This is a genomic window from Dactylosporangium sp. NPDC049140 (assembly GCF_040648435.1).
The window spans coordinates 77,467-102,174 of record NZ_JBEZDS010000016.1 but is presented as its reverse complement, the minus strand read 5'-3'; the positions used below and the strand labels follow the sequence as shown (position 1 = coordinate 102,174).

Sequence of the window (24,708 nt, the reverse complement as noted above, 5' to 3'; positions counted from 1 at the left end):
GTCGAAAGGACGATATGTCTATCCGTGCGGTAACCCGGGAACTGCTCGTGCGCTGTGTCGACACGTGGGCGCCCGGGAATCTGCACGCTGCGCACGGGGCCGCGTTTCTCTACGCGTCCGCGCGGGGGATTGACGATGAGGCGGCCGAAGCCGCCGTTCGCGCGTTCGGGGAGTTCGGGGATCGGCTGCGTGGGCGGCTTACGCTGCTGTTCGTCGCGCCCGGGGCCGAGGGGCTCCGGGGGCGGCTCGCGGAGGTTCAGCGCGAAATCGGTACACCCGCGGAAATGGCCGTTCACGTCGTGCCCGGCGGTAATGTCGATGCCGTTCTCAAAGCGGCCGGGGCCGCGAGCGGGCCGCTGCTGGCAATGGTCGACGACAGCATTGTCAAAAGCTTCAAAGCCGCGGTTGTACTCCTCACCGCCCCCGCCGGTACATGGGCCGAACAGCGCCGGGAACTGCACGCGGCGGGGCTCGAGCTCACGGCCGGGGTCGAACTCGTGGAAGGCGACGAGGAAATGCTCGTCGGCTTCGGTACGCGCTCGGACAAGCGCCTGGAAGTGTTCAAGGGCGAGCTTTGGGCGCTGGACGAGTACGCCGGCGTGCGCTATCGCGATCCGCGTGATCCCGAAGGGCACCTGATGGACATCTCGCTGGAGCCGAACCCGGGCGCGCTGCGGCGCGAGATCCTGCAGCGGCTCGGCGGCGGCGGGCTCACCGTGACCGAGCTCAAGCGGTTCGCGCTCACGGACACGGTGTACCGCGCCGCCGACGCGCAGAAGGTCATCGCGGCGCTGCTGCACTCCGGGGCCGTGCGGCGCTCGCCCGAGGGCGGGCGTCTCGGCGGCGACGTCATGATCAGCCTGGCGGCGGCAGCGAGCGGCGGATGAAGTCGAGCTCGATGCGCAGCAGCTTCTCGGCGAGGCCGCCCGCGGCCATGTGGGTGGCGCCGGTCAGCGGGATCATCGAGTGCGGCCGGCCCGTGGCGAGCAGGGCGGCCGAGAGGCGCAGGGTGTGCGCGGCCACCACGTTGTCGTCGACCAGGCCGTGCACGAGCAGCATCGGCCGCGCGTCGTCGGGGCGTACCGGCGGCTCGGCGGCCAGCTCCACGAGCGAGTTGTGCGCGTACACGTCGGGGGCGTCGGCCGGCAGCCCGAGGTACCGCTCGGTGTAGGCGGTGTCGTAGAGGGCCCAGTCGGTGACCGGCGCCCCGACGACCGCGCAGTGGTACACGTCCGGCCGCCGCAGCACCCCGAGCGCCGACAGCCAGCCGCCGAAGGACCAGCCGCGGATCGCGACCCGGCCGAGGTCGAGGTCGGGGTGCTTGCCGGCCAGCGCCTCCAGCGCGTCGACCTGGTCGGACAGGATCACGTCGGAGAAGCGGCGGTGGATGGCCTTGTCGAAGCTGGGCGCGATGCCGGGCGTGCCGCGGTTGTCGATGGACACGACGGCGAAGCCCTGGTCGGCCCACCACTGCTTCTCCAGCCAGCGGGCCCGCGCGGCGACGACCTCCTGATGGCCCGGGCCGCCGTAGATCGCCACCAGCACCGGCAGCCGGCGCCCCGCCACGTGGCTTCGGGGGTACAGCACGCCGGTCGGAACGTGCCGATCGGTCACCCGCTCGAGGACGGGCCGCGGCGCGAAGGGCGGCGACGCGGCGAGGGACGCGATCGCGCCGACCGTCTCGCCGTTGTGGACGATCCGGTACTCCCAGCCGGCCCGCTCCAGCGTCTGCGACCCGATCACGACGGTCCGCCCGGCCGCCTGGGCCACGTGCCAGCCGGGCTCCGAGGTCAGGCGGGTGGCGCGCGGGCTGGACTGAGTCACCGGGATGTGGAAGATGTGCTGCTCGCTCGGCTCCCCGTCGCTGGCCTCCACGACCAGGTCGCCGTCGAGGCGGCCGACCACCCTGCGGACGTACAAGTTGGGGGGTGTGATGAGGCTGCCGTCGGCGAACAGGCAGCGCGCGTCGTAGCCGTCGTGGGCGAGCTCGCCCCCGACCAGCACCCGGCCGTCGGAGAGGTGGGTGGGCGTGCCCGGCACCGGCTCGACCCAGCGGGGGTCGGCGAGCTCGGCGTGGACCTGCGTCTCGCCGGTGCGCGGGTCGACCGCGATCACGAGGCCGTGCTGCTGGAGCCGGCGCAGCACCGCGAGCAGCGGGCCGCCCTGCTCGGACCAGCTGGCGGCGACCAGGTACGGGTACGTCTCCCGGTCCCAGTGCACGTCGACCCAGCCGCCGTCGAGGTCGAGCACGTGCAGCGTGACCTTGGCGTTTGTCGCGCCGGCGTGCGGATAGGCGACCGTGGTGGGCGGCTGCTCCGGCTGCGACGGGTCGTGCAGGTGCCAGCGGGGGACCCGCGACTCGTCGACGCGGGCCGTGAGGATGCTGTGGCCGTCGGGCGACCACCAGTACCCCCGGAAGCGGTGGAACTCCTCAGCCCCCACGAACTCCGCGAGGCCCCAGGTCACGCCCTCCTCGCCGGCCAGCACCGCGTCGGTGCCGTCGGTGTCGATCACCCGGAGGGCGCCGCCGGTGACGTAGGCGATCCGGCGCCCGGTCGGGTCGAGCCGCGGGTCGACGACCGGCCCGGCGGTGTCGATCTCGGTGACGTCGCCGGTGAGCAGGTCGGCGCGGAACAGCCGGCCGCCGAGCGGGAAGACGGCCAGCACCCCGGCCGCGTCGAGCGCGAACGAACCGATGCCGCCCGCGGACAGCCGCAGCCGCTCGCGCAGCGCCCGCTCGGCCGGCGGCAGGTCGGGCTGGTCGCCCAGCAGCGTCGCCGGGTCGGCCAGGAGGCGCTCGGTGCGCGCGGCGACGTCGAAGACCCACAGCGCGTCCGCGGGGTCCTCGGGGCCCGACGAACGCAGGAAGATCACGCGGGCACCGTCCGGGCTCACCGTGACGGCGCGGGGCGCGCCATAGGAGAAACGTCGGGTTCGTGCGGCCAACTCCGGATAGTCCACCCCGGAATGTTGACTCCTGCCCGCCGGATTGTCATGTGATTGGGCCGGAACCGGGCGCGTTGGTCACTCCTGGTGAGGGGATGCTCACGCTGGCCGTGGCGGTTGGGAAAAGTGTCGGGGGCAGGCCGTAGAGTTGCCCCCGTGAGTGCTCGGAGCATCCTGTTCGTCCATGCACACCCCGACGACGAGTCGATGGGGACCGGCGCGACCATGGCCCGCTACGCGGCCGACGGCGCCCACGTCACCCTCGTCACCTGCACGCTCGGTGAAGAAGGCGAGATCCACGTGCCCGCGCTGGCCGGGATCGCCGCCGCCGAGGGTGACCAGCTCGGCGGCTACCGCATCGCCGAGCTCGATGCCGCCTGTCGCCGTCTGGGCGTCCGCGACCACCGCTTCCTCGGCGGGGCCGGGCGCTACCGCGACTCCGGGATGATGGACACCCCGGCCAACAAGCACCCGCGTTCCTTCTGGGGCGCCGACCTCGACGTGGCCGCCGGCCAGCTGCTCGAGGTCATCCGCGAGACCCGCCCGCAGGTGGCGGTCACCTACGACCCGAACGGTTTCTACGGGCACCCCGACCACATCCAGGCCCACCGCGTGCTCATGCGCGCCGTGGAGCTGGCCGAGGCCGAGGGCACGGCCCCCGCGAAGGTGTACTGGACCGCCGTGCCCCGTTCCGTGCTGGAGGCCGGCATGGAGCAGTTCCGCGGCTCCTCCGACAACCCGTTCGCCGAGATCGAGCGGCCGGAGGACCTGCCCTTCGGCACCGCCGACGCGGACATCGCGGCGCGGGTGGACGCCCACGAGTACGCGGAGGAGAAGACGGCCGCCCTCAAGGCCCACGCCACGCAGATCCCGCAGACGTCCTGGCTGTTCTCGATCGCGGGGAACTTCGGCGCCGAGTTCATGGGCGTGGAGTACTACCAGCTGGCGCGCGGCGCCAAGGGGCCCGGCGTCGGGCCGCACGGCTGGGAGGAGGACCTCTTCGCCGGCCTCGACGTGGACGCGGCCCGCCCGCCGGCTCCGCGCGTGTCGGTGCTGGAGCCGTCCGCGCCGTCGGCCGCCGTGCTCGGGACCTCGACGCTGGGGTCGGCCGGTCTGGAGTCCGGGTCATCGTGACGACCAAGCGCAAGGGATCGCCGCGGCCCGGGCCGGCCGCTACCGCGCCTGGGCCGGCCGCTTCGGCGCGCCGGCCGGCCGCTTCCGCGCCCGCTCCGGCTTCCAGCCCCGCTCCGGCTCCCGACTCCGCCCCGGCTCCCGACTCCGCCCCGGCTTCTGGTCCGGCCTCCGCTTCCGGTCCGGCGTCGGCTTCCGGTCCGGCCTCGGCTTCCGGTCCGGCGTCGGCTTCCGGCTCCGGCTCCGCTTCGGCTTCTGGCTCGGCCTCCGGCTCCGCTTCGGCTTTCGGTCCGGCTTCGGCTTCCGGTTCCGGCTCGGCTTCCGGTCCCCCCGAGTCGCCGTTTGCTGGCGCCGCGCCCGAGTCCGGGTTCGGGGTGCCGGACGGCGTTGTCTGGCCCGCGGCGGAGCCGTCGCGTTCGTGGCTGAACCTGTCGCCGCAGACCCGGGCGTCCCTCGAGATCGCCCTCACGATCGCCGGGCTGCTCGTGGCCACCCTGCTCGGCGCGGCGCTGGCGATCATCGAGGCGCTGTACTCGCCGCTGCGCATCGGCGGGTGGCGCGTGCCCGTCTCGCTGGTCATGGCGTTGGCGACCAATCCGCTGCTGGGGTGGTTCGCGTACACGACGACGCGGCGCCGCCTGGCCGCGCTGCTGCCCGCGGCGGCCTGGTGCGTGGTGTGGGTACTGGCGGCGGGGCGCACCTCGGAGGGCGACCTGATCATCACCGAGGACAACTGGGTCGGGCTGCTGACCCTGTTCGCGGGGCCGCTCGCGTTCGCCATCGGCATCTACATCTCGACGCTGCGCTCGCGGCCCGCCCCGCCCGCGTCCGCGTCCGCCGGCACCTGAGCTCCGTCCGGCCCGGGTTGCCCGCGGTCCGAAATGTGACCGTGGGCGGTTCGGCGTCGCTTTGTCGTGCGGAAATGCGCGGGCTCAGCGAACTCTGAGGCGACGGGTCTTGCGCGCACGGAGGGTAGACGGGTAAACACGTTCCCGCGCCGGGATTGCGAGAGCTCGGCGAATCGGGGAACACAAGTGACGGAGGCTGCAATGAAGGAGCGGTGGTTGCCCGTCGGGCTCGTCGCGGCGGGCCTCTTCGTGGTCAATGTCATCGCCCGGCTCGTGGTGCGGATCGCGGCCGGCGGCGATGACGCCAAGCAGATCACGATCGGCCTGTGGGCGCTGTTCGCGGTGGGCGCGGTGATGATTCCGATCGCGTTCTGGTACGGCCGGCGCGTCCCGATGATCCGTGTCATCGGCGAGCTCGGCCTGGCCGTCGTGGCGGCGTGCCTGCTGGCCGTGCTCATCGGGCCGTTCGTGTCCGGGGTCGGCCCGTTCAGCAACGGCGTCGGGCTCGTGTTCCGCCAGTTCTTCTACTTCGTGGGGCTGTCCGCGATCGGCGCGGTGGTCGGGCTTCTGGTGCTCATGACGACCGGGCTGGACTACCGGTCGCAGTCCTGGAAGCGGTACATCGAGCAGGCCGGAACCAAGCCCCGCAAGGTCGTTCGCCGCTGACCCCGGCCCGTCAGCCGGTGAGCAGGCGGCGGGACGAGTAGACGTGGTGCACCGTGAAGCCGAGGCGCTCGTACAGCGCCACGGCCGCCGTGTTGCGCTGCTCCACCTGCAGATAGGCGTCGCGGGCACCCAGCGTCAGGGCCCACTGCACCAGCGCGGCGATCAGGCGCTGCGCGAGGCCGCGGCGGCGCAGGCGCTCGTCGACGCCGATCAGCGACAGCCCGAGCCAGCGCGACTCCTCGTCGGCGATCACGCCGCGGGCGGTGCCGCGGAGGGTGCCGTCCTCGTCGTACCACTCGGCGAACCGCACCTCGGGCACTGCCGTGAGCACGTGCCGCGCCGACTCGGGCAACGGACCCTTGCGCCCGGCGACGGCGGCCAGCCAGTCGTCGGACGGCGAGGTGGCCAGCTCGATGCGCCCGCCCGGCACGACCGCCGGGGCCGGCGCGGGCGAGGTGGCCGGCTCGATCCGCCCGGCCGCCGGCGCGGGTGCGGTGGCCGGCTCGATCGGGCCGCCCGGCGGGGCCGGGGACAGCGCGGCCAGCAGGGGCGGCAGGGCGGCCGTCATCACCTGTGTCACCGGCATCGCGGTCCAGCCGAGGCGCTCCAGCTCGTTGTCGAGACGCTGGAAGAGCGGCACCGGGATGGACATGGCGGGGGTGAGGGAGCGTTCGCGGTACCAATGCCGGACGAATTCGATCGCGTCGGACGGCGGGAGGTCGGGGGAGCCGATCGCCAGCGCCGAGTTGGCGCGCTGGGTCCAGCCGTCGGTCGCGCGCAGCTGCCAGTCGCCGAGGCGCGCCTGCTCGCGGGCCGGCCAGCCCAGTGCGGCGGCGGCCTCCAGGGACTCGGTTGGTGTGAAACGACGGCGCGGGGGTACCGGTTTAGCGCGTGCGATCTCATCAACTGGAACGCGTACCGCGCCCGTGCGTGCACGGATTGTGAGATGCGTCTCGGTGGCTTCGAGGAGGTGGCCCAGAATGTCCGAAAACACGGGTCGTGAGTCACGCATCCCTACGATTCGGCGCACCACAACGCGTTGTCCCACATGTTGTGGCCCGAGCACGATCGACCTCCCGTGAACCTGGATACTAGGCTCGTACCGCCGCGGTAGGGATGCGGCGGGGCTTGCCAGCCCAGGTTGGCAGCCTCAGGCGCGAAAGAGGGCGACCCGTGACTTACATCATCGCCGAACCTTGCGTGGACCTGCTCGACAAGGCATGCATCGAGGAGTGCCCTGTCGACTGCATCTACGAGGGTAACCGCATGCTCTACATCCACCCGGACGAGTGCGTGGACTGCGGCGCCTGCGAGCCGGTGTGCCCGGTCGAGGCGATCTTCTACGAGGACGACGTTCCGGAGAAGTGGAAGGACTACGTCGGCGCGAACTACACCTTCTTCGACGAGCTCGGCTCGCCCGGCGGGGCGTCGAAGGTCGGCAAGATCGAGAAGGACGCGTCGTTCGTCGCCTCCTTGCCGCCGCAGGAGCGCGAACACTGACCGGCACAGTCTTCGGGGCCCGGCGCGCACTCGCGGCCGGGCTACCCGACTTTCCGTGGGACCGGCTCGAGCCGGCCAAGGCCGCCGCGTCCCGCCACCCCGACGGCCTCGTCGACCTGTCGATCGGCACGCCGGTCGACCCCGTGCCGGCGCTGATCCGCGCGGCGCTCGCCGAGGCGTCGGACGCCCCCGGGTATCCGCTCACCGCCGGCACCCCGCGCCTGCGCGAGGCGATCCGGGGGTGGGTGGGGCGCTGGTGCGGTACCGAATCCGGCAGTTTCGGGGTGTTGCCGACGATCGGCTCCAAGGAGCTCGTGGCCTGGCTGCCGACGCTGCTTGGCCTCGGCTCCGGGGACACCGTGGTCATTCCGCGGGTGTGCTACCCGACGTACGAGGTCGGCGTCCTGCTCGCGGGTGCCCGCGTGCTCCGCGCCGACTCGCTGACGGCGCTCGGGCCGGAACGCGTCAGCATGGTGTGGGTCAACTCGCCGTCCAACCCGACCGGCAAGGTGCTGCCCGAGGCGCACCTGCGCAAGGTCGTCACGTGGGCGCGCGAGCGCGGCGCGATCGTGGTGAGCGACGAGTGCTACCTGCCGCTGCCGTGGGAGTCGGAGCCGGTGTCGATCCTGTCGGTGTGCGACGGGAACTTCGACGGGGTTCTCGCCGTGCACTCGCTCTCGAAGCGCTCGAACCTCGCCGGGTACCGCGCCGGGTTCGTCGCCGGTGACCCCGCGCTCGTCGACGAGGTGCTCGCCGCCCGCAAGCACGCCGGCATGATCGTGCCCGCCCCGGTGCAGGCCGCCATGGTCGCCGCGCTGGGCGATGAGGCGCACGTGGGGGAGCAGCGCGCCCGGTACGCCCGGCGCCGCTCGGTCCTTCGCGAGGCCTTCGAGCGCGCCGGGTTCACGGTCGAGCATTCGGAGGCCGGCCTGTACCTCTGGCTCACGCGCGGCGAGGACTCCTGGGCGACCGTCGACTGGCTGGCGGAGCGCGGGATTCTGGCGGCGCCGGGCGCGTTCTACGGTCCGGCGGGGGAGCGGCACGTGCGGGTGGCGTTCACGGCCACGGACGAGCGCGTGGACTCGGCCGCTTCGCGCCTCTGACCAAACCTGCGTCGCGCGTTGTCGCGCCGGTTTTGCGCGTCGGCCGGTTTTGCGCGTCGGCCGGTTTTGCGCGAAATGTCGGGCGCTGGCGCGCCACGACATATCTGCGCGCCGGAACCCCGCGGCCAGCACGAGCGTTGTGGCGAGAGTCCCCGGGTTGTCGAACGTGCGGCCGTCGGCGACCAGGCGGGCGGCAATAGGCGAGCCGCAAGGAAGCCGGCGCGGCGGCGGACGGGTCAGAGGAAGTTGGCGACCCGCGGACGAGGCGAGAAGTCGGCGTGCAGCGGACGGGGTCGTGGGAAAGTTGGCGCCGCAGCGGGCGAGCCGCAAAGGAAACCGGCGAGGCAGCGGCGAGCCGCAAAGAAAGCCGGCGAGGCAGCGGGCGAACCGCGAGGGAGCCGGCGCAGCAGCAGGTTAGCCGCAAGGGAGCCGGCGCGGCAGCGGACGGGTCGCGGGAACGTCGGCGCGGCAGCGGACGGGGCGCCAGAAGGCCGGCGCGGCAGCGGACGGGGTGCGGGAAAGTTGGCGTGGCAGCGGACGGGCGCTACCGAGTCGACCGCAAAGAGCTGGCGGGACCCGGCGCGGACCGACGGGCCGGCGTGAGAGAGCCGGCCAGGAGCCGCGGGAAACGGGCGGGCCGCGGAGCTGGGTGCGGCCTGCCCGTCCGCGGTCAGTTCGCGTGCAGGGCGGCGTTGAGCTCGATGCCGCGGCCCTGGCGTTCGCGTACCTCCAGGCGGCCCGTCACCGAGTTGCGGATGAAGAGCAGGTTGCTCACGCCCGAGAGCTCGCGCGCCTTCGCCACGCGGCCGTCCGGCAGGGTCAGCTTCGAGCCCGCCGTGATGTAGCAGCCCGCCTCGACCACGCAGTCGTCGCCTAGGGAGATGCCGATGCCCGCGTTCGCGCCGAGCAGGCAGCGCTCGCCCAGCGAGATCGTCTCCTTGCCGCCGCCGGAGAGGGTGCCCATGATCGAGGCGCCGCCGCCGACGTCGGTGCCGTCGCCGACCACGACGCCGGCCGAGATGCGGCCCTCGACCATGGAGTTGCCCAGGGTGCCCGCGTTGAAGTTGACGAAGCCTTCGTGCATGACTGTCGTACCGGGGGCCAGGTGCGCGCCCAGGCGTACGCGGTCGGCGTCGGCGATGCGCACGCCCGACGGGGTCACGTAGTCGACCATGCGCGGGAACTTGTCCACGCCGAAGACGTTGAGGCGGCGGCCCGCGCGGCGCTCCAGGACGCGCAGCTCGTCGACCTGTTCGGGCAGGCACGGGCCGGCCGAGGTCCAGGCCACGTTCGCGAGCAGGCCGAACTGGCCGTCGAGGTTCGCCTGGTGCGGGCGGATGACTCGGTGCGACAGCAGGTGCAGCCGCAGGTACACCTCGGCCGTGCTCTTCGGTGCATCGCCGAGGGACTGGATCTCCACGCGGACGACCTCCGACCGCAGGCCGAGGCGGCCGTCCGCGGCCGGGAGGTCCGAGAAGTCCGCGGGGCCCGCCGCGGCGACGGCGGCGGAGACCGCGGCGGCCGTGTCGCCGGGGTCGAGGACGGAGGCGGCGTTCGCGGCGGCGGCCACGGCCGGGTCCAGGCCCGGCGCGTCCGGCGCGGAGGGGGCGGTGCCGAGGCCGAGGTTGCCGGCCGGGAACCAGGCGTCCAGCACCTGGCCCGAGGACGTCACGGTGGCCAGGCCCAGGCCCCACGCGGGGGAGTCGATGTAGGCGGTCGTCACGTGAGCGAACGCTACCGCACCCGCCGGATCGGCCGCCCGGATAAGGTCGACCCATGCTCACCCGTGACGTGCTCGCCGATCCCGTGGCCCTGACCCGGGCGCTGGTCGACATCGAGTCGGTCTCCGGCAACGAGGCCGAGATCGCCGACCGCGTCGAGGAGGCGCTGGCCGGCACCGTGCTCAAGGTCGAGCGCTTCGGGCACACCATCGTCGCGCGCACCGAGCTCGACCGGGCGCAGCGGGTCGTGCTCGCCGGGCACCTCGACACGGTGCCGCTGCACGACAACTTTCCGTCGCGCACCGAGGGCGACGTGATGTGGGGCTGCGGTACGTCCGACATGAAGTCCGGCACCGCGATCGCCCTGCACCTCGCGGTCACCGAGCCGGAGCCGCGCCACGACGTGACATACGTCTTCTACGAGGCCGAGGAGGTCGACTCCGCGCGCAACGGGCTGAAGATCCTCGCCGACAGCAACCCGCACCTGCTCACCGACGCGTCCTTCGCGGTGCTGCTCGAGCCCACGCACGGGTTGATCGAGGGCGGCTGCCAGGGCACGCAGCGGGTGCTGGTGCGCACCAGCGGGAAGCGCGCGCACTCGGCCCGGTCCTGGCTCGGTGAGAACGCCATCCACAAGGCGGCCCCGATTTTGGAGCGTCTGCAGCGGTACCGTGACCGCTCGGTCGTCATCGACGGCTGCGAGTTCCGTGAGGGACTGAACGCGGTCCGGATCTCCGGCGGCGTGGCCGGCAACGTCATCCCCGACGAGTGCGTCGTGGAGGTCAACTTCCGCTTCGCGCCCGACCGCGACGAGGCGGCCGCCGAGGCGCACGTGCGCGAGGTGTTCGACGGGTTCGACATCGAGTTCGTGGACTCGGCCCCGGGCGCGCTGCCCGGCCTCGACGCGCCCGCGGCCCGGGAGCTGCTCGGCGCGATCGGCCGCCCGCCGCGTGCCAAGCTCGGCTGGACCGACGTGGCCCGCTTCGCCGTGCTGGGTATTCCCGGCCTGAACTTCGGCCCGGGCGACCCCAACCTCGCGCACAAGCAGGACGAGCGCGTCGAGATCCCCAAGATCACCGAGGGGGCCGAGGTCCTGCGCCGCTGGCTACGGGGTGACTCCTGACGCGGCGGCCGGCGGCTCCTCCGGCAGCGGCTCGAGCGTGCGCATCATGCGGCGCAGCGCGAGCACCTCGCGAATCCGACGGTTCATCTGCCGCTTCTGGCGGTCGGTCTCAATCCGTGTCATGCCGGTCACACCCCCCACGCCCTGCCGCCGGTATATCGGGTAGGACGCGACGGTAGGGGTAAACGTTGCCCTCTGCACCCGTTTTCCTACCGGGAATGTCCGATCAGCGCGGCGCCGGTGGACCTGTGACGAAGGTCTTACCGTCCGGATAGGGCCAGGCGTTTGCGACACAGCCCTCGAGCCCGAACGACTGGCGGGCCATGACCGGGGCCGGCGCGCCCTTGCGCGGGCAGACCGCGTGGCCGTTGCCGAGGAAGTGGCCGACCTCGTGGTTGACGACCATGTGGCGGTACTCGGCGACGCTCGGGTACCACGTGACGCCCAGCAGCCACCGCTTCAGGTTCACGATGACGTCGCGGCCGCCGCGGCAGGAGACCTCGCCCTTGGTGCGCACGCCGCGCCGCGCGCACATGGAGTCGGTCGTCGAGGGGGTGGCCAGGTGCACGGTGAGCTCGGACGCGCTGCCCGCCGGGACGCGCTGGAACGAAAACTTGCCGCCCGCGATCCAGCTGCGCGCGTCGCCCAGCGTCTGCTGTACCGCCGCCGCGAAGACCTCCGGATCGACGCCCGAGCCCTGTTCGGTCGCGACCACGTAGTGCACCAGGTGCCCGGCGGTGCCGACCCGCTCGCCGCCGCTCGCCGCGAGGTCGAACTTCCCGTTGCCGTGCGCGGGCACGGTCGGCGGGGCCGAGCGCGTCGGCGACGCCGGAGCCGAGGCCGGCGGCGACGGACGCTCGGAGACCGGAAACTCGACGGCGGCCGAGGAAAGCGCGTCCCCGGCCACGAAGCCGCCCGTCGGGGCGGAGCCGCTCAGGGTGTACCAGATGAGCAGCGATCCGGCCAAAAGGGCGCACGCCGCCGCGATCAGCAGCCCCGTCCGTCTCCCCATGGCCGTATTGGACCATGGCTGTGGCGGGCTGGTGGGCCCCGTCTTTGGTGATCGACGTACCGTGACAGGCATGAGCGAGCCGAAGCGCAACCGCCCACGGGAGCGGCATCGCGGCATGGTGACTCTGCGACGCGACGCGATCCCGCCGAGCACCGCCGACCAGCGGCTGCTGGACTCCCGCCTGCGCCACGAGTGGAAGACGAAGGATGCCTGGCGGGCGCTGCGCATCCTCAGCGAGTTCGTCGAGGGGTTCGACACACTGGCGGACGTGCCGCCCGCGGTGAGCGTGTTCGGCTCGGCCCGCAGCAAGCCCGAGAGCGCCGAGTACCGCATGGGCGAGGAGCTCGGCGGGGCGCTCGCCCGCGCCGGGTACGCGGTGATCACTGGCGGCGGCCCCGGCGTCATGGAGGCCGCGAACAAGGGCGTCGCCGACGCCGGCGGGCTCTCCATCGGCCTGGGCATCGAGCTGCCGTTCGAGCAGGGCCTCAACGACTGGGTCGACGTCGGCATCGACTTCCGGTACTTCTTCGCCCGCAAGACGATGTTCGTGAAGTACGCCCAGGCCTTCGTCGTGCTGCCGGGCGGCTTCGGCACGCTTGACGAGCTCTTCGAGGCCGTGACCCTGGTGCAGACGCGCAAGGTCACGCGCTTCCCGGTGGTCCTCATGGGTACCGCCTACTGGCAGGGCCTCCTCGACTGGCTGCGCGACACGATGCTGCCCGACGGCAAGATCGGCCCCGAGGACCTCGAGCTGCTGTACCTCACCGACGACGTCGACGCCGCGGTGCAGCACATCAAGGAGGCGGCCGAGCAGCTGGAAGATGACAAGCTGGGCGGCGGCAGCTGATGGCGCGGATCGGCGTCTTCTGCGCCTCGTCGCAACGCCTCGACCAGCACTGGCTCGACCTGGCCCACGACCTCGGCGTCGAGATCGGCCGCCGCGGCCACGAGCTCGTCTCCGGCGGCGGCTGCGTCGGCATGATGGGTGCGGTCGCCGACGGCGCGCGCGAGGGCGGCGCCCGCACGTACGGCGTGATCCCCCAGAAGCTCGTCGACCTCGAGGTCGCCGACACCAAGTCGGACGAGCTCGTCGTGACGGACGGGATGGCCTCGCGCAAGACCCTCCTGATCGAGCGCGCGGACGCCTTCGTCGTCCTCCCGGGCGGCCTCGGCACCCTGGACGAGCTCTTCGAGGTCTGGACCACGGCCACGCTCGACCTCCATCGCAAGCCGATCCTGCTGCTGGACTACGAGGGCTTCTACGACGGCCTGCTGCAGTGGCTGCGCACGCTGGCGAGCCAGGAGTTCGTCCGCTCCACGGCCATGTCGATGCTCCTCACCTCGCGCGACGTCCCCACTTCGCTGGACCTGATCGAGGCGTCCCTGCTGGGCGCCGGCAGGTCGTGACCGGGCGCGTCGACGCCCAGATCCGCGCGGCGGTGCAGCGCGGCGACGCCGGCTGGCTCGCCGCCCACCTGGAGGCGCGCGACTGCCCGCCGGCCGTCGTGGGTCTCCTGCTCCGGCACGACGACGCCGGGCTCCGCCACCTGGGCTGGGTCCGGCTCGCCGAGCGGATCGCGCGCCCCGAGACCGGCGAGGCCGAGCTGGCCGAGCTCGGGGCGCTGCTCCCGGCGGGGCTCGACGGGCCGCCCGAGACGGCGCTCGTCGCGGCGGGGGTCCACTACAGGCTTTGGCCGTACGTGCCGAGGCCGCGCCGGCCCCGATGGCGCCCGGCCGAGCTGCCGGTCCGGGTGCGGGTCGCCTGGTTGCGGGCCGAGCTGGTGAACGAGCCGGCGACCGTGCGGCGCGAACCCGCGGGCGAGCTGCTGTACCAGGCCGTCGCGGGGGTCGACGCGGTCGGCGGGCCCGATCCCGCGGCGCTGATCCGTGAGCTGGTCGACCGCCCCGATCCGGTGCTGCACGCCGCGGCGTTGCGGCTGATCCGGGAGGGGCTGCACGCCGGGCTGCTGGCTCCGGCGCGGGCCCGGGAGTACATCGGGCGGCTGCTCGCGACCCCGGCCGTTGCCGTCGCCGCCCTGCGCGAGCTCGCGGAGCCGTGGGCCGCACTGGTTGCGTTGCCGCGGGAGCGACTGCGCGCGGTCCTGGCCGCCGGCTCGCCGGTTGAGGCTGGGTCGGCCGGCGTGCCGGTCGAGGCTTCCCTGGTCGATGCCGCGCTCGCGGCCGCCGCCCGGCACGGGCACGCCGACCTCCTGCGTGACCTCGTCGCGGACGAGGGCGCGCCGCCGCGGGCGCGGCAGCGGGCGCTGGCGGCGCTGGGCGAGCTCGCCGAACGCGACGACATCGGCGCGCTGACGGCGCTCGCCGCCGCCGATCCGCTGTTGCTGGGCGGACCGGCGGTGGCCTGTCTGCGGGCGATGCACCGGCGGGGGCGCCTGCCGGGCGGCGACGACGCGGCGGCCGTCGTGTCCCTGGCGCTCGCCGATCACACGGTGTCCGCGGACGAGGTCGCCACGATCTTGTTCACGTGCCGGCGCGAGGCGTTCGGCGCGCTGACGGCGGCGGGGCCCGACGACGAGACGTGGCCGCGGCGGCTGGACCTGCTGGTCGGCCTGGCCCGGCAGGGCGGCGACGACCTCCCGATCGGCGACGCGATCACCGAGGGGCTGGCCGGGGCGTCCCGGCCGGAGCCGTTCCTCGCCGCTCTCCGTACGCTGCGGCACACGCCCGCCGAGACGGCCGTCCTCGACACGTTGCCGCGGGCGCCCGAGGCGGCCCTGGACGCGCTCGAGGCCATCGGCGGCCCGGCCACCGCGGCCGCGCTGGCGGCGGGACTCGGGCTGTCCCCGCGCGGGGGTGAGCCGGAGGCGGACGACGCCATCGCGGCGTACCTGCGCCCGGTGCGCCATCGCGCCCTCGAGCTGTTGTGGCACCTGACCGACGAGACCGAAAGGCGGCGGGCGATCCTCACCCGCCTCGACCCCCGCGATCTTCCCGGCCGGATCGTCATCGACCTCGGCGCCGCCGACCCGCAAGAACTGGCGCTGCTCGGGGCCGGGTTCGATCCGGACGACCCGGTCGCGGCGCTCGTCAGACTCGCTCGCAACGGCGACGCCGGCTCCGTGCCGATCATCGCCGACCTCCTGGCACGGATCGTGGCGGATCTCGCCGCGGCCCGGGAACCGGGCGGCCCGAAGCCTCCGGGCGACTGGTTCGACGGCGACCGGCCCGCCGGCGAGCCCGCCGTGCCCGAGCCGGTCGTGGCCGCCGTCCACGCGCTCGGCCGGCGCCTCCACGACCGGGGAAAGATCCGGCCGGTCTGCCTGCTCGACGCGGCCGACGCCGAGGCGGCCGGGCACGCGCTCGTCGCGACGGTCGCGCTGGACCTCGTCGAGCGCCCCGACGTGCCGGATCGCGAGCGGGCGATCCTGCTCGCCCTGCTGCGGCGCGCCCCGTACCCGGCCACCCGCGCCCGGATCCACCGCCTGCTGCGCCACCGCGACCGGCACGTCCGCAAACACGCGATCGCGGCGATCGCCGGCGCCGGCGCGGACGCCGAGGCGCTCTCGGCGAGCTTGATCGCGCTGACCGCCGCCGGGGATGCCCAGACCGTGCGGCAGGCCCTGCTCGCGCTCGGTCGCGTCCGCGCGCGCTGGGCCGCGCCGGCGATCGCGGCCGGGCTCGACCACCCCGCCATGAACGTCAAGAAGACCGCCGCCGCGGTCCTGGTCGACGCCGGGGCGCCCGCCGCCGTGCCGAAGCTGCTGTTCTGGCTCGGCCACCACGACAACCCGGGCCTGCGCGCCACGCTCGTCGAGGCGCTCCGGGCGATCCTCGGCGCCGCGTACGCCGCCACCGTCCTCGCCGCGGCCGAGCAGGCCGGCGACGACCGGGGCCGCGAGCTGCTGCTCGCCGGGCTCGGCCGGGTGCTGGAGGCGCGCGCGGTAAACGCCCTGGCGCAGCAGGGGTCGCCGGTCGCGCCGATGCTGCTCGCGCTGGTCGCCGCCGGACGGGTCGGGCTCGCCGGCGGAACCGTAGAGGACCTGGCCGCCCAGCTGGCGGCGCACGGCATCGCCGTGCCGGTCCGACCCGCGCCGGGCACCGGCGACCGGCCGGACGGCGGCGTCGACTCGCTGGTGCGCGACGGCTGGACCGACGAGGCCGCGCTCCAGGCCGTGGATCGGCACGAACGGCGCTCCGGACGGCCGCCCGCCGACCAGGCCGCCCGGCTGAGGCCGCTGCTGGCGGACTGGCTGCGCCTGGCCGAGGCCGAGCCGGTGGCCCGCCGGGCCATCCTGCGGTTCACGCTGGCGGTCTGTCCCGCACCCTGGTCGGCCGCCGAGGTCGAGACCTTCACCCGGGCGGCCCCGACCCTGCTCGCCGGCCTGTCCGCGGCCGGCGGCGACGACCGGGACGCGCTCCTCGCGGTCCTCGGGGCGGTCGCGCCGAAGCTGTCCGCGGCCGCGGCCCTCGACGCCATCGCGCGGCTCCGCGCGCTGCCGGCCGCGCCGGCCGGGCGCCGCTCGCTGCTGGCGCTGCTGCGCCGCTGCGGCGCGGTGCTGACCCGCGGCGACGTCGAGCGGTCGCTGGCCGCCGCCCGGCTCGGGGCCGATCCCTGGCTCGCCGAGACCGAGGTGCTGCGCGAGGCGTTCGCGGTCCCCACCGCGGCGCCGTCCGAGAAGGCCGAGGCCGCGGCGCCGTCCGAGGGGGCCGAGGCCGCGGCGCCGTCCGAGGGGGCCGAGGCCGCGGCGCCGTCCGAGGGGGCCGAGGCCGCGGCGCCCTCCGAGAAGGCCGCGGCCGCGGCGCCGTCCGAGGGGGCCGCGGCCTGGCGGCGCGCGCTCGAGACCGCGGTGGGCACGCCGCAGGCGCTCGCCGCTCTCCGGTCCCGCGACGAGCGGCCGCCGAAGTCCCGCGACCGGCTCAAGGCGCTGATCGACGTGTTCCCCTCGGCCGGCCCCGACGCCCGCGGCGCGGTTCTGGACTGGCTGGAGGCCCTCCAACCGATCGACGCGCCCCGGTGGACCCTCGCCGAGGAGGCCCGCCGGGCCCCCGTGGCGCCCCGGGCACCCCACGACGGCGACCTCGACCAGCCCCGATCGGCCGCGCTCCGTGCCCGCCTGCTCGCCCTGCTCGACGCGCCCGCCGCCGGTCAGCGCCAAGCCGCGGCAAGGGCCCTGCGGGACTGGCCGGAACCGCAGACCAGGCAGGCCGTGCTCCGCGCGTTCCTGCGCGGAGACGTCGACGTCGCGCCCCTCGGTGTCAATGAGGCCGAATTGCGGATCGCGGCAGGCGGCGGCGACACGGCCGACACCGTTCGCGAGCGTGCCGCCGGCCTGGCCTACCACCTCGGCCCGCCCGACCTGCACCGCCTGGTTCCGCTGCTGCTGCAGTGGTGGGAGCAGGGCGGCGAGGCCACCCGCGCCGCGGCCGAACGCGCCCTGCGCCGGGAACACGCCGACGCCGTCGCCGAGCACCTCCGCGGCCACCTCGGCGCCGGGGCCTGGGGCTTCCTGGACCTGATCGCCGGCCGCCCCCTGCTGCGGACCCCGGCCCTGACGCAGGCGTGCGCGCGGCTTCGCCGAGAAGGGCGCGGCGACCTCGCCGACCGCCTCGTCCTGGTCGACGGCCCGCTGCGGAACCCGCAGGCGCAGCGCGAGGACGCCCTCGCGGCGCTCCGCGTCCGCCCGCATCCGGCCGCCGAACCCGGGCCGTCCCGCCGTGAGCTGTTCGACCTGATCCGGACCGGCAGTCCCGAACAGATCCGGCGCGCACTCACCCAGCTGGCCGAGGACCATCGCCCGGCGGGCCCCGATCCCGAGCTGGAACGGCTGCTGGCGGGCCTGCTCCGCCATCCCGAGGCCCGGGTCCGCCGGCACGCCCATCGGATCGGCCGGGAGGTCCTGGACCGGCCGATCCACCTGCGCCACACCGCGGTCCTGCTCGACGACCCCGAGCCCGACACGGTCCGGTCGGCCGTCCGCACCCTCTGCCACGCCGGCCACCGGCCCGCGATCCCGCCGATCGTCGGACTGCTCGCCCACCCCCACCCCGCCGTCCGCCGGGCCGCCGCGACGGGGCTCGCCCAGATCGGATCCCCGGCGATCCCGGCCCTGCGCCATGCCGCCGGCCGCGCCCGGCCCGACAAGCGGCACCTCTACACGGCCGTCCTGGAACGGATCGCCGAACGTGACCTCCGGGTCGCGAAGGCAACCTAGAGACGCGTCGATGCTGGAAAACGGTGTGACGCGTGATTGCATTGGGCCGTGACCGCGACCGCTTCCCCCGCGCCGCCGCGCCGGGCCTACCGGCTCGTGCGCCGCGCGCCGGGGCGGGCCGTTCCGGTCGTGGCCGACCCGTGGCAGCGGCTCGTCGTGGAGCACGTCCGGGGGCCGCTGCTCGTCGTCGGCGGGCCCGGCACCGGCAAGACGAGCACGCTGGTCGAGGCCGTCGCTCAGCGCGTCGCCGACGGGGAGGACCCGGAGTCGATCCTGGTCCTGACCTTCGGGCGGCGCGGGGCGAGCCGGCTGCGCGACCGGATCGAGGCGCGGCTCGGGCGCTCCAGCGGGCTGCGCACGACGGCCGAGCCGATGGTCAGGACCTTCCACGGGTACGCGTTCGGCCTCCTCCGCCGGGCCGCCGTCGACCGCGGCGAGGCGTCGCCGCGGCTGCTCACCGGGCCCGAGCAGGACCTGGTGATCCGCGAGCTGCTGCCGGAGTCGGGCGCGCCCTGGCCGGAGGCGCTGCGCAGCGCGCTCAACACGCGCGCGTTCGCGACCGAGCTGCGCGACCTGCTCCTGCGCGCGGTCGAGCGGGGCGTCGGGCCGGACGGGCTCGCGGCGCTGGCGCGGGTGCACCGGCGCAGCGACTGGAGCGCCGCGGCGATCTTCTTCCGCGAGTACCTCCAGGTGCTCGCCCTGCGCGACGCGACCGGGCGCGGCTCCGTGGCCTACGACTACGCCGAGCTAGTGCGCGCCGCCGCCGGGATGCTCGCCGACGACGAGGACCTGCTCGCCAGGGAGCGCAACCGGCTGCGGTACGTGTACGTCGACGAGCTCCCCGACACCGACCCCGCCCAGGTCGAGCTGCTGGAGCTCGTCGCCGGCAACGGCAAGCACCTCGTGGCCTTCGCGGACCCGGACTCCTCGACCTTCGCCTTCCGCGGCGCCGACCCGGCGATCGTGAACGACTTCGAGCAGTACTTCCCGGGCGCGGTACAGGTGACGCTGCCTCATTCGCGGCGGCTCGGTGAGGGCCTCCTCGCGCCGATCGGACGGGTCGCGGCGCGCCTGCGCGGGCCCTCGCGGCACCGGGCGATGCTCCCGCAGCGGGCCGGCGGCAGCGTCGAGACGCGCACGTTCGCGTCCGAGACGTCCGAGGCCGCGTTCATCGCGCACCGGCTGCGGGAGGCGCACCTGCTGCGCGGCATCCCGTGGGCGCGGATGGCGGTCGTCGTGCGCTCGACCGCGCGGCAGCTCGCCCCGCTGCAGCGGGCGCTGCACACCGCCGGGGTACCGACGACGACCGAGGCCGAGGACCTGCCGCTGCACCTGCAGCCGGCGGTCGCGCCGCTGCTGCTGCTCCTGCGGTGCGCGCTGGACGACGCGCGGCTGGACGAGGACGCGGCGGTCGCGCTGCTGCACTCGGCGCTGGGCGGGGCCGACCCGCTGGCCGAGCGGCGGCTGCGGCAGGGGCTGCGGGCGCTCGCGCTGGCCGCGGGGGACCGGCGGCCCTCGGGCCTGCTGCTGCTCGCGGCGCTGCGCAACCCCGCCGAGCTGGCGATGGTCGAGCGGCGCTGGGCGGCGCCCGCGCGGGCCGTGGCCGGGCTGCTCCAGCAGGCCCGCGACGCCGCGGCCCGCCCGGGCGCGACGGCCGAGGAGGTGCTGTGGGCGGTGTGGCACGCCGGCGGCCTGGCCGAGCGCTGGTCGGCGCTGAGCGCGCGCGGCGGGCACCGGGGCGCGGCCGCCGACCGGGACCTCGACGCGGTCGTGACGCTCTTCGACGCGGCCGCGCGCTTCACGGACCGGCTGCCGGGCGCGGGTACCGACGTGTTCCTGGACCATGTCGAGGGCCAGGACCTTCCGGCGGACAACCTCGCCCCCATGGCCGACCGCGGCGACGCGGTGCGCATCCTCACCGCGCACGCCGCCAAGGGCCTGGAGTGGGACGTCGTCGCCGTGGCCGGGGTGCAGGAGGGCGTCTGGCCCGACCTGCGGCTGCGCGGTAGCGTGCTCGGCTCGGAGCTGCTGGTCGAGGTGCTGGCCGGGCGGACCATGGAGACCATCGGGCGGCTCTCGGCGCTGCTGGACGAGGAGCGGCGGCTGTTCTACGTGGCCGTGTCGCGGTCCCGGGAGCAGGTGCTCGTGACCGCGGTCGCGTCCGGCGACGGCGAGGAGCAGCCGAGCCGGTTCCTCATCGAGCTGTCGATCGACGACGAGCAGCCCGGGTTCGAGGCGCCCCGCGCGCTCACGCTGCCGACGCTGGTGGCCGAGCTGCGGGTCGCGCTGGTCGACCCCGACGCGCCCGAGGAGCGGCGGGCCGCGGCCGCCGCGCTGCTGGCGCGCCTCGCGCAACAGGAGGTACCGGGGGCGGATCCCGGCGGTTGGTGGGGCCTGCCGGCTCTGTCCGACGAGCGGCCGCTGGTCGACCCGGGCGAGCCGGTGCAGGTGACCCCCTCCACCGTGGAGAGCGTCGAGCGTTGCAGCCTGCGGTGGCTGCTGGAGCGCCACGGCGGGGCCCTGACCCCGTCGCCGGAGCAGTCCATCGGCAACCTCGTGCACGCCGCCGCGATGCTGGCCGCCGACGCCAGCGCGGACCGGGCGCAGCTGGTGGCGTACGTCGCCGACCGCTTCGACGCCATCGAGCTCTCGGCCCGGTGGCTCGCCGGGCGGGAGCGGGACCGTGCGGAGACCATGCTCGACAAGCTCATCGGCTGGCTGGCCGGCAACCCGCGCCGGCTCGTCGCGATCGAGCAGGACTTCCTCGTGGAGCTGGCCGACCCCGAGGCGCCGGTGGAGATCAAGGGGCGGGTCGACCGGCTGGAGCTCGACGAGCACGGGCGGCTCGTGGTCGTGGACCTCAAGACCGGCAAGTCGATCCCGGCCAACGCCAACCTGGCCGAGCACCCGCAGCTGGCCGCGTACCAGGCCGCGATCGAGCTCGGCGCGTTCGAGGAGTCGTCGGTGGCCGGCGGCGCGGCGCTGGTACAGCTGGGCGGCGAGACCAACACCGCGCGCGAGCAGGTCCAGCCGCCGCTGGGCGAGGCCGACGACCCGAACTGGGCCCAGGCCCTGGTGCAGCGCACCGCGAAGACGATGGCCGCCTCGACCTTCAGCGCCGTGGTCAACAACAAGTGCCGGGTCTGCCCGGTGAAGACCGCGTGCCCGGTCTCGGGCAAGGGCCGCCACGTCACATGACGCCCTTGGAGCTGGCCCGACTTCTGAAACTGCCGGCGCCGACGCCGCAGCAGGCGAAGGTCATCGCCGCGCCCGTCGGGCCGCTGCTCGTGGTGGCCGGCGCCGGGTCGGGCAAGACCGAGACGATGGCGGCCCGGGTCGTCTGGCTCGTCGCCAACGGCCACGCCCGCCCGGAGCAGATCCTGGGCCTGACCTTCACCCGCAAGGCCGCCGGCGAGCTCTCGCACCGGGTGCGCCAGCGCCTCGGCCAGCTCGTGCGCCGTCTCGGCCGCGACGACCTCATCGCCGGCGAGCCGACGGTGGCCACCTACCACTCGTACGCGGCCCGGGTCGTGCGCGAGCACGGCGTGCGGGCCGGGTTCGAGCCGTCGACCCGGCTGCTGACCGAGGCCGCGTGCTGGCAGCTCGCCGACGCGGTCGTGCGCGCGTACGACGGCGACATGACCGCGGTCTCGGCCGCCCCGTCGACCGTGGTCGACGCGGTGCTGCACCTCGCCGGCGACCTGGCCGAGCACCTGCGCGAGCCCGCCGACGTGGCCGCGTGGACGGGGCGGTTCTTCGCCGAGATGGGCTCGAAGACCGGCAAGATGGCCAAGCCGGTGCGCGACGTGCTCTCCCGGCAGCAGGCGCGCCTGCAGCTGCTGCCGTTGATCCGGCAGTACGCCGAGAAGAAGGCCCTGCTGGAGGCGATGGACTTCGGCGACCAGCTGTCGCGCGCGGCGGCCGTCGCGACCGCGCACCCCGAGGTCGGCCAGGTCGAGCGGGACCGCTTCCGGATCGTGCTGCTGGACGAGTACCAGGACACCTCCCACGCCCAGGTGGTGCTGCTGCGCGCCCTGTTCGGCGGCGGCCACCCGGTCACCGCGGTCGGCGACCCGTGCCAGTCCATCTACGGCTGGCGCGGCGCCTCGGCCGGCACCCTGGAGCGCTTCCCGGCCGAGTTCCCGGTGACGGCCGAGGAGCCGGCGCCGTTGATGGAGCTGACCACGAGCTGGCGCAACCGGCCCGAGATCCTCGACATCGCCAACACGCTGTCCGCGCCGCTGCGCGCGTACGGCGCCCGCGTCGCCGAGCTCGCCCCGGCCGACGTGCTCGCCGAGCCCGCCTCGACCGCGACCGTGCACTGCGCCCTGCTCGACACGTACACCGAGGAGGCCGCCTGGCTCGCCGACCGGGTCCTCGCCTCGTGGCGGCTGGCGGCGAAGGTCGAGCCGGACACGTTCCCGTACGACATCCCCGTCGAGGACCGCCCGTCGACCGCGGTGCTCGTGCGGACCCGGGCCCAGATCCCGGCGCTGGAGAACGCGCTGCGCTCGCGGGGCCTGCCGGTCGAGGTCGTCGGCCTCGGCGGGCTGCTGGACACCCCCGAGGTACGCGACGTGGTGAGCATCATGCGGGTGCTCGCCGACCCCGCCGAGGGCGCGGCGCTCCTGCGCATCCTCACCGGCCCCCGGTGGCGGATCGGCCCGCGGGACCTGGTCGCCCTGTACCGGCGTGCCCGGGCGCTCGCCGCCGCGCGCCGCCACGGGGACACCGCCGCCGAGCCGGAGCTCGCGGACCGGCTGGACGAGGCGGTACTCGTGGAGGCCCTCGACGACCTGGGCGACCCCGAGCTGTACTCCGAAGAGGGCCACCGCCGCTTCGTGCGCCTCGGTGGCGAGCTCCGCGCCCTGCGCCGCCGGCTCGACCAGCCGCTGCCCGACCTCGTCGCCGACCTGGAGCGCGTCACCGGCCTCGACGTCGAGGTCGCCGCCCGCCCCGGCGACGCCGGTCTGGCCCGCGGCCACCTCGACGCGTTCGGCAACATCGCGGCCCGCTTCGCCGCCGAGTCGGAGGGTGCCACGCTGAGCGCGTTCCTGGCGTTCCTGGCCGCGGCCGAGAACGAGGAGCGCGGCCTGGCCCCGGGCGAGGTCGAGGTCGTCGCCGGGGCGGTGCAGATCCTCACCGCGCACGCGGCCAAGGGCCTGGAGTGGGACGTGGTGGCCGTCGCCGGGCTGTGCACGGACGTCTTCCCGGGGCCGAGCAACGCGGGCGACCACTGGCTGCGCGGCCTCGGCGTGCTGCCGTTCCCGCTGCGCGGCGACCACGCCGGGCTGCCCGCGCTGCGCCTCGCGGGCGTCGAGGACATCAAGGGCGTGGTCGGGGCGCTGGAGACGTTCACCCGGGACTGGCGTGAGCACGACATCCGGGAGGAGCGGCGGCTGGCGTACGTCGCCGTCACCCGCCCCCGCCGGCTGCTGCTGGCGAGCGGGTACTGGTGGGGCGAGGGGGTCAAGCGGGCCCGCGGCGCCTCGGTGTTCCTGGACGAGATCCGCGAGCGCTGCCTGGCCGGGGCCGGGGTGGTCGACGTCTGGGCGCCCAAGCCGGAGGCCGACGCGCAGAACCCGACCGCCGCCGACGTGCCCAGCGCCAGCTGGCCCGCCGATCCGCTCGGCCACCGCCGCCCGCTGCTGGAGGCGGCCGCCGAGCTGGTCCGCGCGGCCGACCCCGAGGCGGCCCTGGACACCGGCGACCCGCTCGTGGCGCGCTGGGCCGGCGAGGCCGAGCTGCTGCTGGCCGAGCGCGCCCGGCTCGCGCCCCGGGCCGGCGGGACGGTCGAGGTCGCGCTGCCCGGGCACCTCTCGGTGTCGCAGCTGGTGTCGCTGCGCCGCGACCCGCAGCGGCTGGCCCGCTCGCTGCGACGCCCGCTGCCGGCCCGCCCGGACCCGTACGCGCGCCGCGGCACCGCCTTCCACCACTGGCTCGAGCAGCGCTTCCGGGCCGAGCGGCTGATCGACCTCGACGAGCTGCCGGGCGCGGCCGACGAGGACGCCGCCCCCGACTCGGCCCTGGCCGACCTGCAGGCGCGGTTCCTGGCGAGCGAATGGGCCGACCGGGTGCCGCTCGACGTCGAGGTGCCGTTCGCGTCGGTGATCGCCGGGGTGGTGGTGCGCGGGCGGATGGACGCGGTCTACCGGTACCCGGACGGCCGCTTCGACGTCGTGGACTGGAAGACCGGCGGGCGCCCGGGCGGTGCGGACGCGACGGCGGCGGCGGTGCAGCTGGCGGCCTACCGCCTGGCGTGGGCGCAGCTGCGGGGGGTGCCCCTGGCCGGCGTCGGGGCCGCGTTCTTCTATGTGCGCGGCGGCGAGACGGTCCGCCCGGCCGACCTGCTGGACGAGGCCGGGCTGCTCGCCCTCATCACGGAGCTTCCCGCCACCTAGGTAACAGCCAAGTCTCAATGAATTGGCAAGCTTCCGACACGCGCCTGTCGGTGCAACCGATCCGTCCCCGAAGCTGTCCAAGAG

General features: G+C 74.9%; 17 protein-coding genes. 12 read left to right on the top strand and 5 right to left on the bottom strand.

From position 1 onward, the window contains the following. The first annotated feature begins 14 nt into the window (after window positions 1-14). Window positions 15-887 (top strand): hypothetical protein, encoded by an 873-nt coding sequence (locus AB0B76_RS25715; protein WP_360379850.1) that lies wholly within the window; start codon window positions 15-17, stop codon window positions 885-887. Here the strand turns inward: AB0B76_RS25715 and AB0B76_RS25710 are convergent. After that, window positions 856-2,961, bottom strand: coding sequence for a prolyl oligopeptidase family serine peptidase (locus tag AB0B76_RS25710; RefSeq protein WP_360379848.1), 2,106 nt, complete (start codon window positions 2,959-2,961; stop codon window positions 856-858). The genes AB0B76_RS25715 and AB0B76_RS25710 overlap by 32 nt on opposite strands. A 141-nt stretch (window positions 2,962-3,102) precedes the next feature. On the opposite strand from AB0B76_RS25710, the gene mshB reads away from it, so the two are divergent. From mshB to AB0B76_RS25695, 3 genes are all read left to right on the top strand, one after another. After that, window positions 3,103-4,080 carry an N-acetyl-1-D-myo-inositol-2-amino-2-deoxy-alpha-D-glucopyranoside deacetylase gene (mshB, locus tag AB0B76_RS25705; protein ID WP_360379846.1) on the top strand — a complete coding sequence of 326 codons (978 nt, stop codon included), beginning with the start codon at window positions 3,103-3,105 and terminating at the stop codon, window positions 4,078-4,080. A 371-nt stretch (window positions 4,081-4,451) separates the two neighbouring features. After that, window positions 4,452-4,925 (top strand): hypothetical protein, encoded by a 474-nt coding sequence (locus AB0B76_RS25700; protein WP_360379844.1) that lies wholly within the window; start codon window positions 4,452-4,454, stop codon window positions 4,923-4,925. A gap of 201 nt (window positions 4,926-5,126) precedes the next feature. Continuing rightward, window positions 5,127-5,591, top strand: coding sequence for a hypothetical protein (locus AB0B76_RS25695; protein WP_360379842.1), 465 nt, complete (start codon window positions 5,127-5,129; stop codon window positions 5,589-5,591). 10 nt (window positions 5,592-5,601) lie between these two features. On the opposite strand, the gene AB0B76_RS25690 is transcribed toward AB0B76_RS25695, so the two are convergent. Next, on the bottom strand, window positions 5,602-6,657 hold the full coding sequence (locus AB0B76_RS25690; protein ID WP_360379840.1) for a GNAT family N-acetyltransferase: 1,056 nt from the start codon (window positions 6,655-6,657) through the stop codon (window positions 5,602-5,604). Window positions 6,658-6,764: 107 nt separating this feature from the next. Between AB0B76_RS25690 and fdxA the strand changes: the two genes are divergently transcribed. Next, complete coding sequence (fdxA, locus tag AB0B76_RS25685) at window positions 6,765-7,091, top strand: ferredoxin (protein WP_360379837.1); 327 nt, start codon at window positions 6,765-6,767, stop codon at window positions 7,089-7,091. After that, the gene (gene dapC / locus AB0B76_RS25680; RefSeq protein ID WP_360380122.1) at window positions 7,088-8,194 is read left to right on the top strand and encodes a succinyldiaminopimelate transaminase; all 1,107 of its coding nucleotides are present in this window, start codon (window positions 7,088-7,090) and stop codon (window positions 8,192-8,194) included. The genes fdxA and dapC overlap by 4 nt, the downstream gene beginning before the upstream one ends. Before the next feature lie 670 nt (window positions 8,195-8,864). On the opposite strand, the gene dapD is transcribed toward dapC, so the two are convergent. Continuing rightward, entirely contained in the window at window positions 8,865-9,917 is a 1,053-nt protein-coding gene (gene dapD, locus AB0B76_RS25675; protein WP_360379834.1) for a 2,3,4,5-tetrahydropyridine-2,6-dicarboxylate N-succinyltransferase, read from the bottom strand. Window positions 9,918-9,970: 53 nt separating this feature from the next. Here dapD and dapE point away from each other — a divergent pair, with 53 nt between their 5' ends. After that, window positions 9,971-11,038, top strand: a complete 1,068-nt coding sequence (dapE, locus tag AB0B76_RS25670; RefSeq protein ID WP_360379831.1) for a succinyl-diaminopimelate desuccinylase — start codon at window positions 9,971-9,973, stop codon at window positions 11,036-11,038. Here dapE and AB0B76_RS25665 read toward each other — a convergent pair. Both AB0B76_RS25665 and AB0B76_RS25660 read right to left on the bottom strand, forming a co-directional pair. Then, the gene (locus tag AB0B76_RS25665; protein WP_360379828.1) at window positions 11,021-11,161 is read right to left on the bottom strand and encodes a hypothetical protein; all 141 of its coding nucleotides are present in this window, start codon (window positions 11,159-11,161) and stop codon (window positions 11,021-11,023) included. The two genes, dapE and AB0B76_RS25665, sit on opposite strands and share 18 nt — an antisense overlap. A gap of 103 nt (window positions 11,162-11,264) precedes the next feature. Further along, window positions 11,265-12,050 carry a DUF3152 domain-containing protein gene (locus AB0B76_RS25660; protein ID WP_360379826.1) on the bottom strand — a complete coding sequence of 262 codons (786 nt, stop codon included), beginning with the start codon at window positions 12,048-12,050 and terminating at the stop codon, window positions 11,265-11,267. Between the two features lie 70 nt (window positions 12,051-12,120). Between AB0B76_RS25660 and AB0B76_RS25655 the strand changes: the two genes are divergently transcribed. From AB0B76_RS25655 to AB0B76_RS25635, 5 genes are all read left to right on the top strand, one after another. Further along, window positions 12,121-12,897, top strand: a complete 777-nt coding sequence (locus tag AB0B76_RS25655; RefSeq protein ID WP_360379824.1) for a TIGR00730 family Rossman fold protein — start codon at window positions 12,121-12,123, stop codon at window positions 12,895-12,897. Continuing rightward, the gene (locus AB0B76_RS25650) at window positions 12,897-13,457 is read left to right on the top strand and encodes a TIGR00730 family Rossman fold protein (protein ID WP_360379821.1); all 561 of its coding nucleotides are present in this window, start codon (window positions 12,897-12,899) and stop codon (window positions 13,455-13,457) included. Before AB0B76_RS25655 ends, AB0B76_RS25650 begins: the two co-directional genes overlap by 1 nt. Further along, the gene (locus AB0B76_RS25645) at window positions 13,454-18,223 is read left to right on the top strand and encodes a HEAT repeat domain-containing protein (protein ID WP_360379819.1); all 4,770 of its coding nucleotides are present in this window, start codon (window positions 13,454-13,456) and stop codon (window positions 18,221-18,223) included. Before AB0B76_RS25650 ends, AB0B76_RS25645 begins: the two co-directional genes overlap by 4 nt. Before the next feature lie 129 nt (window positions 18,224-18,352). Then, the gene (locus tag AB0B76_RS25640) at window positions 18,353-21,421 is read left to right on the top strand and encodes an ATP-dependent DNA helicase (protein ID WP_360380119.1); all 3,069 of its coding nucleotides are present in this window, start codon (window positions 18,353-18,355) and stop codon (window positions 21,419-21,421) included. Next, entirely contained in the window at window positions 21,358-24,624 is a 3,267-nt protein-coding gene (locus tag AB0B76_RS25635) for a UvrD-helicase domain-containing protein (protein ID WP_360379816.1), read from the top strand. Before AB0B76_RS25640 ends, AB0B76_RS25635 begins: the two co-directional genes overlap by 64 nt. Window positions 24,625-24,708: the final 84 nt, after the last annotated feature.

Excerpts from the sequence above, each read along its gene's own strand:
- AB0B76_RS25695 (WP_360379842.1), top strand. The coding sequence starts at position 5,127 with ATGAAGGAGCGGTGGTTGCCCGTCGGGCTCGTCGCGGCGGGCCTCTTC.
- AB0B76_RS25655 (WP_360379824.1), top strand. The coding sequence starts at position 12,121 with ATGAGCGAGCCGAAGCGCAACCGCCCACGGGAGCGGCATCGCGGCATG.
- AB0B76_RS25715 (WP_360379850.1), top strand. The coding sequence starts at position 15 with ATGTCTATCCGTGCGGTAACCCGGGAACTGCTCGTGCGCTGTGTCGAC.
- AB0B76_RS25660 (WP_360379826.1), bottom strand. The coding sequence starts at position 12,050 with ATGGGGAGACGGACGGGGCTGCTGATCGCGGCGGCGTGCGCCCTTTTG.
- AB0B76_RS25665 (WP_360379828.1), bottom strand. The coding sequence starts at position 11,161 with ATGACACGGATTGAGACCGACCGCCAGAAGCGGCAGATGAACCGTCGG.
- dapE (WP_360379831.1), top strand. The coding sequence starts at position 9,971 with ATGCTCACCCGTGACGTGCTCGCCGATCCCGTGGCCCTGACCCGGGCG.
- AB0B76_RS25650 (WP_360379821.1), top strand. The coding sequence starts at position 12,897 with ATGGCGCGGATCGGCGTCTTCTGCGCCTCGTCGCAACGCCTCGACCAG.